General features: G+C 54.0%; 8 protein-coding genes. 2 read left to right on the forward strand and 6 right to left on the reverse strand.

What is annotated here, in order from left to right; genetic code table 11:
- Positions 1-289: 289 nt before the first annotated feature.
- Together FZP69_RS21655 and FZP69_RS21660 are read left to right on the forward strand one after the other, a co-directional pair.
- Positions 290-2,818: an AAA family ATPase gene (locus FZP69_RS21655; RefSeq protein WP_240137804.1), complete on the forward strand. Its 2,529-nt coding sequence runs from the start codon at positions 290-292 to the stop codon at positions 2,816-2,818.
- Entirely contained in the window at positions 2,811-4,175 is a 1,365-nt protein-coding gene (locus tag FZP69_RS21660) for a hypothetical protein (RefSeq protein WP_152043507.1), read from the forward strand. The genes FZP69_RS21655 and FZP69_RS21660 overlap by 8 nt, the downstream gene beginning before the upstream one ends.
- Before the next feature lie 11 nt (positions 4,176-4,186).
- Here the strand turns inward: FZP69_RS21660 and FZP69_RS21665 are convergent, their stop codons facing one another.
- From FZP69_RS21665 to FZP69_RS21690, 6 genes are all read right to left on the reverse strand, one after another.
- Positions 4,187-5,041 (reverse strand): DNA adenine methylase, encoded by an 855-nt coding sequence (locus FZP69_RS21665; RefSeq protein ID WP_152043538.1) that lies wholly within the window; start codon positions 5,039-5,041, stop codon positions 4,187-4,189.
- A 119-nt stretch (positions 5,042-5,160) separates the two neighbouring features.
- A complete protein-coding gene (locus FZP69_RS21670; protein ID WP_152043508.1) occupies positions 5,161-5,559 on the reverse strand; it encodes a hypothetical protein in 399 nt (132 codons plus the stop codon).
- 77 nt (positions 5,560-5,636) lie between these two features.
- A complete protein-coding gene (locus tag FZP69_RS21675; protein WP_152043509.1) occupies positions 5,637-8,273 on the reverse strand; it encodes a DUF1156 domain-containing protein in 2,637 nt (878 codons plus the stop codon).
- Between the two features lie 5 nt (positions 8,274-8,278).
- A complete protein-coding gene (locus FZP69_RS21680; RefSeq protein ID WP_152043510.1) occupies positions 8,279-9,169 on the reverse strand; it encodes an alkaline phosphatase in 891 nt (296 codons plus the stop codon).
- Positions 9,153-11,651, reverse strand: coding sequence for a DUF499 domain-containing protein (locus tag FZP69_RS21685; RefSeq protein WP_240137805.1), 2,499 nt, complete (start codon positions 11,649-11,651; stop codon positions 9,153-9,155). The genes FZP69_RS21680 and FZP69_RS21685 overlap by 17 nt, the downstream gene beginning before the upstream one ends.
- A 480-nt stretch (positions 11,652-12,131) precedes the next feature.
- Positions 12,132-14,420, reverse strand: a complete 2,289-nt coding sequence (locus FZP69_RS21690) for a type B DNA-directed DNA polymerase (RefSeq protein ID WP_152043511.1) — start codon at positions 14,418-14,420, stop codon at positions 12,132-12,134.
- Positions 14,421-14,426 lie beyond the last annotated feature (6 nt).

The following is a 14,426-nucleotide window of genomic DNA, read 5'->3' on the forward strand; positions in this document are numbered from 1 at the left end:
TGCCAGCAGATTTTTGCCAGCCTAGTTATAAAAGCGTAACCAAAAATTTTCCCCGAAAGTAATTTCAAAATGGTGCCATTGTTTCGAAAAAAGAGTTATAAGGCCTATTTATCGACATCTGATAGGACCTTCAGCCCGTCTATTTCCGGAAATCGTAGGTTTTCTGGATTTGAACACGGGCGGAATACCCTGATTATCCAGATTTGAGTCACGTTAGGGGCTTGTAAACTGGAGGTTTAGATAGTGTCGTGGAATACACTTATTCCATGTGGCAGAGAAGTGCGGAGAAATGCCCGAAGTAGAGATGATTGGAAGCAGTCTAGATCTATCCGAGATACGGGAACTACTAATTGGATCTCTTGGTGATTCGGTCAAGTGGCATAGCTCTGTTGAAAACAGACCGCTTGAGCTACATCTAAAAGATCCGCTTCCATCGAAAGTCAGGCTCTATCTATACAACCTCGTCCCTTCAGGACGCGAAGAGGAATTTAAAGTCAACGTACGACTCCCTGCCCACGAAGGTGGCGACGAAGACCATGCTGCTCCTGACCGCTCAGGGGGATACCTAACGATGCTCGGCGGATATCACGAACACCACGAGGTCTTCGCATTTTGGGACGATGATCTCCACGAAGAATACGGCTCAGTATCTCCTCTCCAAGTTCAATCAGAGACCATAGGTAGGGCCATATCCGAGGGACTGACTACTCAACAAAGAGCGACTGCAGGCCTTGGCGGTGAAACAGTCATCGTTGCACAGCCAGATCGCGTCGGTGAAGCTATCGAAATGCGAGACCGGCTGATCAAGATCCGTACTCTTCTACACGAGTTCCTTCCAGATGGATGGCGGGATAACGGCTCCCGGGCACAGACGATTGAACGGGTTGTGGATGTCTTTCTCGAAGGAACTCCGCGAGATCGGTCTACTGAAAAACGGCGAGAGATGGCTCAACAGGTTGTTGCTGATGACTTGGGGAACACTCTGGACACGGTTCAAGACAAATTCCGAGGAGAACTTTGGGAAGACCGGGATCCGGGCAGTGAGGGATATCAGCGGAGGTATCTTGACCCGATATTGGAGGAGATCGAGAGCGTCTGGAGAGACGAGGAAACCAAGATTGAAGAATTGCTGGAAGAGGACGAAAAGTCGGATCATCCTCTCATTGCATACCTTGAAGAAAGCGAACCCACGGTCTCGGTGTACTCATTCTCCGCGCCACCGGATCGATGGTGGACCTCCGCCCGCTACAACATACTCCCCTTTATACAGGACAACCAGGAACACTGGGAGGAGATTTCTCCGGGGGATGTCGTACTATTCTACTCACTGACCGAACCAGCGAATACTGATCTTTCTGACCAGTCTGAAGGCCTAATCGGAGCTGCCATACTCGGAGAGAAGTACGTCAAGGAAGACGACTGGTGGTGGGAGGAACCGGAAGACGCCGAGAGCTTCGAGTATGTGGCAAGGTTCGACCGGGTGTTCTATACTGGCCAAATCGAGAACATCAACCTCAACCTAGGAACGGAGACCTCAGACAAAGAGGATTCCGCACAGGAGGAAGAATTAGAAGCACTGACCACGGATTTACTCGAAGTCTCGAAGGCCCACAGTATATGCCACAACGTTTTCGATGATCGGATGCCGGATGAAGAACCACTGGCTGCCTTCACATACGACGACGGATCCACTGAAACGGTTCGTCCCAAGGCCTTAATCCGAGAGATGGCCTCCAGTCTCCGTGAAGCACCGCCTGTGAACATTTACTCCGAGTTCTCGGGGTCCATAGATGCCGAACTGCTGAAAGGCCTTCATTTCCCTGACGGCGATAAAGAGATTCTTGACCAAATCGAGGCTGCGTTGCACGCTGGAAAACACGTTATCCTCACAGGGCCACCAGGGACAGGGAAGACCGAAATCGCAAGACGTGTAGTCAATGCACTGGCTGAACGATATTGGTGGCTGTATTCCGGATCACAGATGACGACGGCTACCTCTGACTGGTCGACCTTCGACACGGTCGGAGGCTACATGCCTGAAGAAGACGAGGATACGGACGGAGGTCTATCCTTCTCTCCAGGGATTATCCTTAACCGGTACAAAGACCGGGAAACTGAGACTCAACGGAACGAGCCGCTTGTAATCGACGAGCTAAACCGAGCTGATATCGACAAAGCGTTCGGACAGCTTTTCACAGTCCTATCAGGTCAATCCGTCCAGCTCCCATACACAAAAGACAACAAGGAGGTTGAGATAGTCTCCTCCGACCTGCTGGAGGAACTACCGAGATCTCACCAGTACGCTGTACCGGAGTCTTGGGTCATCTTTGCCACAATGAATACCTACGACAAGACCTCTCTGTATGAGATGAGTTATGCCTTCATGCGGCGGTTTTCCTTCATTCCCATCGATGTCCCAGAGCTTCCGGAAGAGGATGATCCGGACGAAGAGGAACTCCTACGAGATCTCATGTCGGAGTACGTATCCACTTGGGATGGGATAGATGCTGACTCTGAAGAACAGATCGCGGTTGGCCGGGTCTGGAGGAATACCAACAACTCGGTCGACGCCCGGGCGATAGGCCCGGCTATCGTACAGGATATCCTCGCCACGATAACACAGTATCCCAGCTCTGATACGGAATTAGAGTACCGTCTGACGAACGCAGTGATTAGCTACATTTTCCCGCAGCTGGAGGGAGTTCCTGAACGCCGGCAAATCGTCAACAGCATCAAGAACTCGCCAGAGGTCAACGAGGAGAGAATCATGGAGGCAGCCAGGGAGATACTCCAAGTGTCCTTCGAAGACGATGAATAGAGAAACAATCATCGACCAGCTAAGCCAGGATATCGTCTCCTACGTAATGGCCGGGTCGTTCGAGGAGTATCAAATCGCCCGCGAGATCAAACCAGAGGACCTCAATGAACGGTTTGAGGACTACCGCTTGCTACTCAACCTCCACTTCGTGTTGAAGAGTGATGTCGTGGAGTTCGTCAGGAAACTCCCGAAGCGACTGAGAAGTATCAGCACCGAGACGAAGACTGTTTCTCGCACTCGGAGGGGTGCTGTAGACGGCCACATCAACTGGGGGGCGACGATGAAGAAACGCTACTCCCAGAACCCCTCGGATAACTCGTTGTTCGTCTGTGATAACCGTTCTGAGGACTACGACACACCTGAGAATCTAGTGCTGAAACGGTTGATATCGATAATATACGAGACCATAGACCAAGCAGAGGAGTACATCAAACATGAGTATGCATGGGCGCAGGACACGTGGCGAGGAGAGGAAGAGCTCATCGATGAACTGAAGCAAATAGTGGAGCGGAATGTTCACGTCCGAAGGATCCGCTCCCCCGAGAATTACGAACCCACGGAGCGGATGCTAATCGCTGCAGAGAGCTCCCGTCAGCCTATTTACCAAGAAGCAGCAGACCTCCTCCGTACCCATGCCGCTCTAGTTGCCGGGGAAAAGGGAGAGATCAAGGACCTGTTGAATAACACGGCGATCACACCCGACGATGACGAGACTCTGTTCGAGCTATACGTTCTGTTCCGGTTTGTCTCCGTCTTGGAGTCCGTTCGTAGCCAACAGGCGCGATTCAAGCCGGTTCGAGCGGGGAGGAAAGAAGTCGCAACGTTCACCGGCGACCCTGAACTGGTGCTGTACTACGACCAAGCAGCCACAGATCGGAATCTTTCCTTTGTCACCGAGGAAGAGATCTCGGAGCGCGCTCTATCCCGCAGTGAGAAGGTGCAGGAGGTCGCGTACGATATCTCATGCCAATATTTTGATAGAGATTTTCAGAATTATACCAATCGGCCTGACGTCATAGTCCTCGAAATCCGTAACTCCGACTCTCATACCTACGAATACCTCATCACCGAGGTCAAGAACAGTACGAACACTGGCACGATAAGAACCGGGATCAAAGAGGCCCTTGAATATCTCGCCTTCCTCAGGGTTGATGATGAGTTCGCCTTCGGTGGGGACGATGGTGAGGAGAATTACTTCGGGAGCGGGTGGAACGGGCTTCTCGTCGTCCAGGATCTCGACAAGAAAACCGCTTCACTTGAGGAGCAATCGGATTCTGAAATCAAGATCTTGCAGGCCTCAGAGCTAGAGGATGGACTTAAGAAAGTGCTTGATAGAGCCGACTTGAACGTGGAATAAAACATCTGTATTTACTCGTCGTCGTTGAGGCCGTCCAGCGTGGTCTGCTGGGTATCGTCGGTTTCGAACTGACCGGCATCATCAAGATCGTAGTTGAGGATGAGACGTTCCGTGACCTCTGTTGAACGAGTCTCGTTGTCGTGCTGTTTATTCATGAACTGGGAACGTCCTTTCTCTACAATGATGTAGTCCTGTAGGCCCTCAGGGACTCGCTGGTAGGAAACTGCCCACTTGCCCTCGGTTTCGGTCAGGGTATCGACGAACCGTTCGTGGTCAAAGTCGCCCTCGTGGCGATACAGAGCGTCTCCTTCGTCGAGGTAGGGCGGGTCGCAGTAGAAGAATGTATCCCCGCTATCGTACCGATCAATTACTTCGGCGTAATCGAGATTCTCGATTTGAACGTTCTTGAACCGGTCAGCGAACCCGTGGAGTTTCTCCGTGGCGTTCCTCAGTTTCCGGGCCTTGTTTCTTTGATGTGCTCCTGCGAACCCGGAAGCTGTCCGGTACTTTGCAGCGTACTGGGAGTACCGGAGGTAGAAGAATCGCCCTGCTCGCTCAATCGGGTCGTCAGGCCTTTCGCCGGAGTAGAACGCCTCTTTCCATTCCTGATGCTGCTCTCTTGCATATGGAGTCAGGTCCAACCACTCGACGAGTTCTTCTTCCCGCTCCCGCAGTATTTCGAAGAACTGGACCAGATCGCCGTCTAGATCGTTGTAGACCTCGGTGTGGCTCTCGGGCTTGTTGACCAGTACTGCTCCACTTCCGCCGAATACCTCAACGTAGCACTTGTGCGCAGGGAAATGTTCGATGATCCAGGGGGCCAGATATGATTTACCTCCTGGGAACGGAAATACAGACTCTGTCACGACCGGAGCGTAGACCACGATTGACTATAATACTTCCTTCATAGCAGTTGCCCCGGCCGATTACCTAAACAATCGCAGAGTGACGGCACAAAACCGCCACAGAACGTTGAGGTCCATTTCTATGAAGTGACGTTCAGGTTGCTGGAATACCATCCCGGCCCCATCTGTTCAAGGCTTCCTCGGAAGATTGTGTTCAGTTGGATTCTCTCGTCGCCGTCAGGCAGTACAGGTTCATCCCAGTACTCTACGTTGTCCACCACGAACTGCACCCTGGGATTATTCGCCAACAGAAAGTTCACGCGCTCAGAGAGGATATCGTGGATAAACTCGCTGATCTCTTCTGGATCCTCCGCCCCTCGAAGATAGCTATCGAGACCGACTACCGCGATATCGTAAGGGAGGTCGTCCATATCGTCTACACGACGAAGAAACTCAACCACACTCATGCGTTCATCAAATTCATCTCCGTCGTCTAAGGCCTCTTCACCGACGACGTGATAGCCGATATCGAAGTTCATCAGATTCTAACCGCTCGTAATCTGGCAGATGGTATAAAGTTAAGTGGAAATCAAGGCCTTTGCTGGCCGATGCTTCTTCAGCTGAAGTCTTCGATCTCCAACTGGGTATCCGATTGCTCCTTCACGTACTCAGCGATATCATCGTAGTCATCTTCTCCCTCAATTTCCGAGAGCCTGCGAAGTGCGTTGATCGCTCCCCCATCAGTCCATTTCCCAAACTTCTTCGCTAACTGATCGGTCTCAAAGAGATAGTACAGGTAGTGAGCCTTGTCGATAGACAGCGGTTCGTTCTTGTTTTCCAAGCGATCGGCCCGTTCAAGTGGACTCAGGATGACAAGGTCGTCTCCTTGCTGTTCCAGCAGATTTTCGTGAACCAGTTCGGCCACATCGACCCCTCTCTGCCGAAGATCCTTGTTCAGGGCGTTGAATGAGAGCTCTTCTCCCCTGCCCAAGATATGGGTCAGGTAGACTGCGCTGAGAGGATCCATTTCCTCGCTGAGGATCTGGAAACGTTCTTCGAGCAGTTGCTCGTCGACGATTTCTTTGATGGCGTCTACGGCCTCGACGACATCCATCTGTTCTCCGTCACGGGTGACGTTGGGATAATGTTTGGAGAAGATCTCTAGACACTTACCCATCGCTACCACGAAGATATCTCCGCCGGTCAAACGGCGACCTGCTTGCTCCAGTCGATCGATTTCGTCCTCTGCCCGGAAGTAGATATCGTCCTCAAGCGACTTCCACGAAACTTCCTCAGGGTCTTCTTGGCGTTTCCTGCAGACGATGATGGTGTCGTAGTCGACGGTTGCTCTGCCGTGCCTTGTTCCCCCCCGAGTCTCGCTGTTCACAGGGTAGAGAGCGCTGATGTAGAAGTCAGCATCCAAGACGGACTGAAGGGTTGAACCCCAGGCCTCGGTCTCTTTGTGGTGGAAGGTGAAGGCCATGATACCGTCGTCGGTCAGCTTCCGATGGGATTCGTTGAAGACGTTGGTCAGGGTCTCGATGTAGTGCTCCTCGGTTCTCTTGTCCTCGACGTCTTTTGCAGGGTCGACGACAGCCTCGCTCTTCTTCGGAGTGCGTTCCCCTTGGAAGTGGTCGTAGGTGTCGCTGAGAACCTCGTGAAGCCATACGTAGTAGAAGTCGGAGAGCTCGGCGTACATCTCGTTGTCGTAGTACGGAGGATCCGTGATGATCGCATCTACTGATTCGTCCTCAATGGGTAGGTATTCAGAGGTACCACAGCGGAGGAAGGCATTCCCCCCTTCTCCAAGGTCAGAGGCATCGTCCACAAGGACACCCTCTACCGGAGTCTGCATCTGCTTGTCCTGTGAATTGCCGTCCTCGTCGATGTACTTCTCGACCGGACTCTGACACCACTCCTTCGCAGCCTTCGTCTTATCGAACATCCCTCTGAATGTGCCACGGCCGTAGTCGCTTCCCCAGATATTGCCTTCAACAGGTGTGTGACGGGCGATAATCGTATTGTAGTTGTATATGGGTTCAAGCTTGTTCGCCACGCGGTTGTACATGCAGAACATATTGTTCGACTCCAGCATCGCGGAGAATGTGGTGAGCAGGAACTCCTTCACGTTCTGATCGTCAATGTCGTCTATTTCGTCAAGAAGCCGGCTCAGCAGGAGCAGCTGCCGGTCGTTGAACATCTGGTGGTACTTGTGGTAGCCGTGGTTCCAAGCACGGTCACTACTGCCCTGGTACCTGTCCTGCTTTGGGATTGGAAGTTCATCCCATTCTTCCTCCAACTCTTGGCTTGCTTTTTCGTAGAGCTCAAGGTCGTGATCCACCGGGTCTTTGTATCCTTTATTGTCACAAGACCTGCAGTAGTACTCCACCGCGTACATCTGGGAGTCCGGTTTTCCGAACCGTTTCGTGGCGTCGATGATCTTGCTCCGGACACCGCAATCAGGACAGGTATAGTTCTGGCCTGAAGCAGTTCCTTCCTTCGGCATGAACTTATTACCGCAGTCCTCGTTCACGCATTTCGTCTCAGTACTGTGGTCGTCCGTTTGCTGGACGGTCCAGCAATCCGGGCAGAGAACGTTCTTATAGCTATCTTTGGAAGAACGTGAGTCAGCGAAGTAGTAGCCCTTGAACAAGGGCACATCGTGGCCGCAGTTCAGGCACTCAATCTCTTTCACCCAGAAATAGTACATCGCATCCGCCATGTCATCGCAGTCCGGACACGGCGTCTGGTAGTACTCAAGAATCTCCTCACCGACTGACTCATAGATCTCGTCATAGGCTTCCTGCAGGTCATCGATGTCGACAGGTTCTATCTCCTTTTTCACCGTGAACCAAGCAACAGGGTTCAGGTCACTGCCGATGACGTTGCAGCCCATGCGCAGGGCCTCGACAATGGTGGTTCCACCGCCCATGAACGGGTCGAGAACTGTTTTCCCGTCAAAGTCGACATCTTCCAGGTAGTAGTCCCACAACGCCTCTGGATTATCCCAGTCGACATCTGGCAACTCCTCGAAGCTCTCCTGACCGTTCTCCTTGATATGAATCTCATCCTCAGCAAGGGAATAAAGGAGCATAGTGCGAAAAACTGATCCCAGCCGCCTAGCCCAGTACTTGTGCATCGTATACACTGGCCGGTAGTACCGCTTGGCGTGGCCTTCCTTCGATGCGATTTCGTTGACTTCCTCAATCGGGAACGAGATCTCGATAGGTCGACGACTATTGTCCTTACTCATGATTTTTAGAGACTGACATTGATTCGGGGTGTAACGCATTCGGAAACGCTGAGGCCTCCATGCTGGAAATTCGAATACTTCCCTCCAGCAGGCCAAGTGTACCTTCCGAGAGGCATGTAGTACCCATCTGCCTCAACGACAAGGCCCTCATCCACGAGGTCGTCGGCGTTGACTTCTCCGACGCTTTCGAACCTTCCGCTGAAAGTTGCTTGTAGGCGGTTTTTCTGTCGATCTGAAATCTTGAAGGTATGGCCGGAGTCCAACCGGGCGTATCCGTGGTCCGAGGTGATCACCAGAGAGTCCGTATCTAGCTGGTCGATGATGTTGGTGAGTGCTGTCTCTGACTTCTCATACATCTCCTCGATTGAGGACAATTTGGTTCTCCCTTCCTGAATATTCTCAAGGAGGGCGTCAGGGTAACGGCACCAAATGATCCGTTCGTCACCGTCCAGGGATGGTTCTTGGCTCTGCACGCTCGCAGTTTTGTACTCCTTCTTCAGGTCGGAGTACCCCACTCGGTTCCGGTAAGGTATCGTCTCCGAAGGAACGGTGGAATACGAGTAACCGACCGACAACTCACTGGCTTCGTCCTCCAAGATCTGTACGAAGAGGGAGGCCTCTCGGACGCTCATCGAATCCATCATAACCAATGCTCCATCTTCAGGAACGGTCATGGAGGCCTGGTTCACACACCTGTCCGTCAAGATCTCAGTATAGAACTCACCGTAAACATCGAGCAGCAGGCGTTCATACTTCACCAGTTGTGGCTCCCGACTATAGTGTGAGGCGATATCATCTCCTGCAGGTGCCCAGATATTCCAGACTGCCTCCCAGACGGAGTCAACGGGATCCTCGGCGTCGACCAGGTTGGTGAGGACCTCAGTCTTGAATTTCACTCTCGATCACCACCTGAGCGTCGATGTGGTTCGCACTTGGCAGATGCTCCAGGAACTCGATAAGCTCCTCCTTTGACAGCCCTTCTAAATCATACGAGAGGTCGATATGTGTGGCAGTGTCCGTGTCTCCGTTGACCCGAGACTCAGCTACACTTCGGAGAACACGGGGGCTGTTGCCCTCTAACTGCACCGTCTTCATCTCGGTCTGTTTATTGACGGCTTCTCCTTCCTCTCCCGTCCCTGACTCTGTACGTTCGACAGTCGTCGTGGTTCCATCTCCGGCACCGATGCTGCTTCCGGTCGCAACCCCTCTCGAACCCTTAGTCCCTGTGTCCGGCTCTGGCTCCGTTTCCGTATAAACCGACTCATCCAGGTTGTTCGGGTGGTGAATAGTCAGGTCGTCATCGAGATCTGGCAGCGGATCTCTCTTCTGAGTTGCGTAGAACTTCGCTCGGTCACTCTCCAAGATAATCTTCGCATCTCGGTATAGCTGGCCAAGAGCGGAGTAAAACGCACTATCCTCCAAGAGTACCGGCATCCTGCGGAACTGTCTGAAGTCGTTGAGCATCGAGGCCACGTTAACCCCGTTCTCCGCATCTCGAACCTCCTTGACTATCTTCTCGCCGATGTAGGTCTTATCACGTCCTACCTTGCTCTTCACGTCTTCTACGTTGGGGCTGACGGACTTCTTCCTCATCCGAAGACCACCTTCTGAGTCAGTCCACTTGACCCAGCTACCGTAGTTGTCCTCAAGCTCGTTCCGGAGCTCTCGGCGTTCGTCCCGGATGATTTTCTCCAGTTCACCTTGCTCGTCGTCGACTTTCCCTCTCAGGTTCTCCGCACCTAGCACACGAGCCGCCTTACTGATCAGGTCGTCATCTTGTCGGATCTTCTGATTCGGCGTGACGAAGAGAACCGTGTTCTGGTATGTGCGGCCCTCAAAGAAACCATTCAGCTTCTTCTCCAAAGCTCCGTTCGACAGGTAATCCAGCATCACAACAACCGAGATATCCCTTGAGTCAGAGACATCGTCTTCAGGGTAGACTACCACGTCTCCGCTCCAAACATCGTCCCGTACCACTTCTGCCAGCTTCTCTTCAATAGCATCTCTTTCGCCATCTAACACCCGTTCCTGTTCCCGGGTTACGAGAGCGGTGAGCTTCGGATCCTCTGTGATGTAGTAATTGTCTTTCTGGCCATCCCGGTCTAGGTAGTGAGCGGTACCGTACAGGTTCTGGAGCGACATATCCAGCTTCGACACCGAGTTTTCCCCTGGTTTATACGTCCCCAGCAGGCACTGAGTGACCGAAGCCATCTGAGACCGCTCGTCCAGAGTGTATAGCAGGATGGTCTTCAGCAGCTCCTCCCCGTAATCGATTTTCTCGACAGCGTCAAGGTCGGAGACGTACCGGTTGAACAGTGTCTGGTTGATCCCTCGGAACGCAGCTGCTTTGATGTCGCTGGTGATGATGAGGTCTGTCTCTTGGTACAGCCTGCGGACCGTGTCAGCGAGGACGTTCATCGCCCCACGGACGTTCTGCCGTTCCTTCCCGCCTTCATACAGATTGTCGAGTAGATCTAGCAGCTCAGGATGGAACGGGTAGGTCTCAACCATCCGGTTCTCATATCGTTTCTCCTCCTCGATCTTGACAGGATAATTGTAGTTCTCAACGTAGTTCTCGACGATATCTCGAACCTTGTTTTCGTCTAGGTCCTTTCGTCGGGTCTGGAAAAGACGGTGGAGAATAATCCGTTCTCTGTCGCCTGTGGCGTTTAGGTCGACAGCGTAGGGATTCGTCCGGTTGAGGATTCGTTTGAAGTCGTCACTCTTGTCCAAAAGAGTGATAAAAACGAACAGATCTTCGTCGGGGTCGTTCGCTACCTCCAGCAGGTTCTGTATGAAGAACTCGTTGCGTTCTACCAGTTCCTCGTCTTCGGAGTCGCTGAAGGATTCCCACCAAGTTTCGATTTCGTCGAAGAAGATGGCCACCGGCTTATCGCCGCAGAGATCTTCGATGTGCTCGGTGGTGACGTATCGCTTGACGTCTTCCGAGATATCTTTGCGGCCCAGATCCTCGAAAATTGGTTCCCAGATGTGATCCGCATCCGTCTCGCTGGTAGAAAGGATAGTCGCCTCTGCAGACTTCGGAACATCGAGAGGAATCTCCCACTCGTCAAGCCATTCCTGCCCGATACCTGGACTGTTGAAGAGGTGGTAAAGGGTCAGTAGGCCGTGGGACTTACCTGCTCCGTAAGGCCCAGTGAGCGTTATTCCTCCCTGGCTGTCCCGTCCTCTGAGCTTGTTGTCGACGTGGTCGAACGCGGTTTCCAAGGCGTTCGACGGGTAAGTCATGGAGAGCAGGCGTGAAGGATCGTTTTCCAGTCGGTCCTCTGAGCCACCTACCTTGTGGGCTTGGAGAACTCCCTGAAATCTGCCTTCCTGAACTTCATCACGAGGAGTCAGGAGTTCGGAGATTGTCATGCTCTTATATTCTAACCGAGGCCTACTTGATGGTTGTCCAAAAGATACAGATGTATCTCGGAAACGAGCGGTAGTGATGGGAGACTGTCGAGTCAGGTCTTATTTTCACTCATACCTCTCATTATAGGTATTCGACCTGCTGGATACAGGCCCGATCTGAAGAACTGCCCGTTACAGTACACGAGGCTCGATTCGAAGTCTAATAAATAAACGTCTGCCCGACGAGTTCATCATTGACTCAATCAATCCCCCAACCATCGTCGTTCAGGTAATCCACTAACGTGCGCGATCCGATTCCCCCAGCATCGGATCCAGGGTGATGGTACACTCATCAACCTCTCCAGAGAGGCGTCGAAACCGGTGATCCAGGTGGAATCTCATTCAAGTCCCGCCGAGCGACTCGGTCGTACGTCGGTAGTTACCCCACAAATTTGGCCAAATGACCTCACTCGTGGGGTAACCTTCCGGAGCAACCGCCAGTCAGCTCCGAAAACCGCTCAGCGGGACGGACTCTCGGTCGCTGAGATACCGTTCGATCTGTTCGCTGTCCCAGTCGAGGGGCGACAAAACACTTGCCGCTGCACGGATGGCACGCGTCTGGTAGAACGACGGGTCGTAGGACGTTGACTCATCAATCTCGTCGACCAAGCGGACCCGCTCCAGCGAATCTCTGTCGTCGTCCACAACGACGTACTGGATATCCTGTCCGCGAGCCAAAGACAGACCGCGGTCAACAGCCCGTTCGAGAGCTGCCACAGTCCGAGTCCGGTGAGAGTATGCCTCGACATCTTTCGACGACCGCGTCCGGATCACGAGCTCCTTCGGAGACACGGCTCCACGCCGGAGCTCGCTGAGGCGAACCGCGAGTCTATCGCACACCGCTTCTGGGTCGCGGTGGCGATCGAGCGTTCGAATCAAATCCCGTTGAACCGCTGCGACCCATGCACACGTCGACCGCTGACGACACTCGATGCCTCGGTACTTGTACGCTGGTATCTCGGTTTCACCTCCGGTCGGCTCACGGCCACACCGACGACCAAAATACCGGGTGAGCGCCCCAGCACCGCCGTCCCGACGCGGACAGAACGCCACCCACTCGAACGCACCCTCGTACTCGAGTGAAATCCCGGCCTCAGCCGAGATCTCCTCGACCAGATCCCGAAGTGATGACCGATCCGCCTCGTGTTCGCGAGGTGTCACCCAGATCGAATCCACGATGCCGTGGAGCACCTGCCAGCCGCCCGCCTCTAGTCTCTCTTTCGCCGTGAACAGGATATCCCGAGCGTAGGCGTTGATCGCTTCGTGGACCTCGATCCGGCCGAACTTCGCGTTCGAGAACCCCTGATACCCGAAACAACTCACGAGGATCCACTTCAACGCACTCGACTGGCCCTCAAGGGCCTCGCGTTTGGCCGTCGAAAGACCGGATTCCTCGGCATCACTGTCCTCGACCAGTCGTGCCTTGATCTCTGCTCGGTCATCGATGATCGGCTGGAGGACCTTCGGTAGATATCCGTCCTGGTCACAGACCGCGTATCCGAGCTCCGGCACGTCTGCCCGGTCGTGACACGTACAGCGGACTGTCTCCGGTGAAAGATTGAATTTACAGATGATGTTCGGATACAGTGACGCGAAGTCAAGTTCGTGGACGTCCTCATGGAAACCGACGACCGGCGAAAGCGTCGTCCCGCCGCGGTCGGCGGCGTGGAGGTCCGCGGCGGTCTTGAATCGCTCCGGGCGCCACGCCCGCCACTGCACCAGCACCCCACGACGCCGTGCCTCGCGGATCTGGATCGCCGTGAGTACGTTCCCGATCGACGCCCACGCCAGCTCCTGGAGTGGCTTCCGGGACCGTTCGACCAAGTCGAGACATCCGGCGAGGTTCGTCTCCTTCAAGAAGAACGTGTTCTGACGATCGATCACCACCCGTCCCGGGACGTTGTATCGCGCCGGAGAGTGCCGGACCTGTCCGTACGACTCGAACGTCGATGCCCCTGCCAGTTGCTGATACACGGGGATATCATCACGAGAGCCATCGGCAGGAACGCGCTGGAGACTGAGTTCGATATCGTACTCGCGGGCTGCCTCAGCAACGAGCGGAATGATGTCGCCGCGTTCGACCATGAGGACATCGGGATCCTCGTCGACGAGCCGATCACGCAGGGTCATGAGAGTGGCCCGAGCTGTCGAACCAGCCGGCTCTATCTCCGGGTCCATCGACGTGTCTGTTCTTGACGGGGCGACCACCTCAGACGCGATCTGCAGCCCACTCAGAGCCTCATCAGCGGCCGCCCGTCGCGAGAGACCGAGAGAGAGGACTGTCGGAGGACGACCGGGTTTCGGCGAAACATTTCGGTCGAGACAGTAGCGAAACTCCGGCGAGAAGTCCACGTCGAACGCCCGGTAGGGAACCCGTCCGGGTGGCCCCCACCGCTCGATGAATCGACCCACCTCGCGGACCGCTCCTATCCGATCCACCTCGATTCGGAGTACTGGTTGCTCTGCGAATCGAAATCCGGGTCGCCACCGCTCGATGCACAGCTCCGAGACCGCAAGGTGTTTGTCTAGGTCTGCACGGAAATCCAGAAGCTCATCGACGCACTGCTCCACGTCGGGCACACTCGCCTCCATCCCGGTAGCAGTCACCGCGTACAGCGCTGGGCGGTAGCTAGCGTCGCGAGTGACCGTCCAGCCTGGGTTATCCACAGTTCCAGTCAACGACCACGCAAGCGGTGCGCCATCACCGAAAGAATCAATGGCGAACGGCATCCTCCC

Origin of the sequence: Salinigranum salinum (assembly GCF_009176545.1) — an archaeon.
Lineage (GTDB): Archaea > Halobacteriota > Halobacteria > Halobacteriales > Haloferacaceae > Salinigranum > Salinigranum salinum.

Coding starts and splice junctions, on each gene's coding strand:
- FZP69_RS21655 (WP_240137804.1), top strand. CDS start 290: ATGCCCGAAGTAGAGATGATTGGAAGCAGTCTAGATCTATCCGAGATA.
- FZP69_RS21690 (WP_152043511.1), bottom strand. CDS start 14,420: ATGCCGTTCGCCATTGATTCTTTCGGTGATGGCGCACCGCTTGCGTGG.
- FZP69_RS21660 (WP_152043507.1), top strand. CDS start 2,811: ATGAATAGAGAAACAATCATCGACCAGCTAAGCCAGGATATCGTCTCC.
- FZP69_RS21670 (WP_152043508.1), bottom strand. CDS start 5,559: ATGAACTTCGATATCGGCTATCACGTCGTCGGTGAAGAGGCCTTAGAC.
- FZP69_RS21675 (WP_152043509.1), bottom strand. CDS start 8,273: ATGAGTAAGGACAATAGTCGTCGACCTATCGAGATCTCGTTCCCGATT.
- FZP69_RS21685 (WP_240137805.1), bottom strand. CDS start 11,651: ATGACAATCTCCGAACTCCTGACTCCTCGTGATGAAGTTCAGGAAGGC.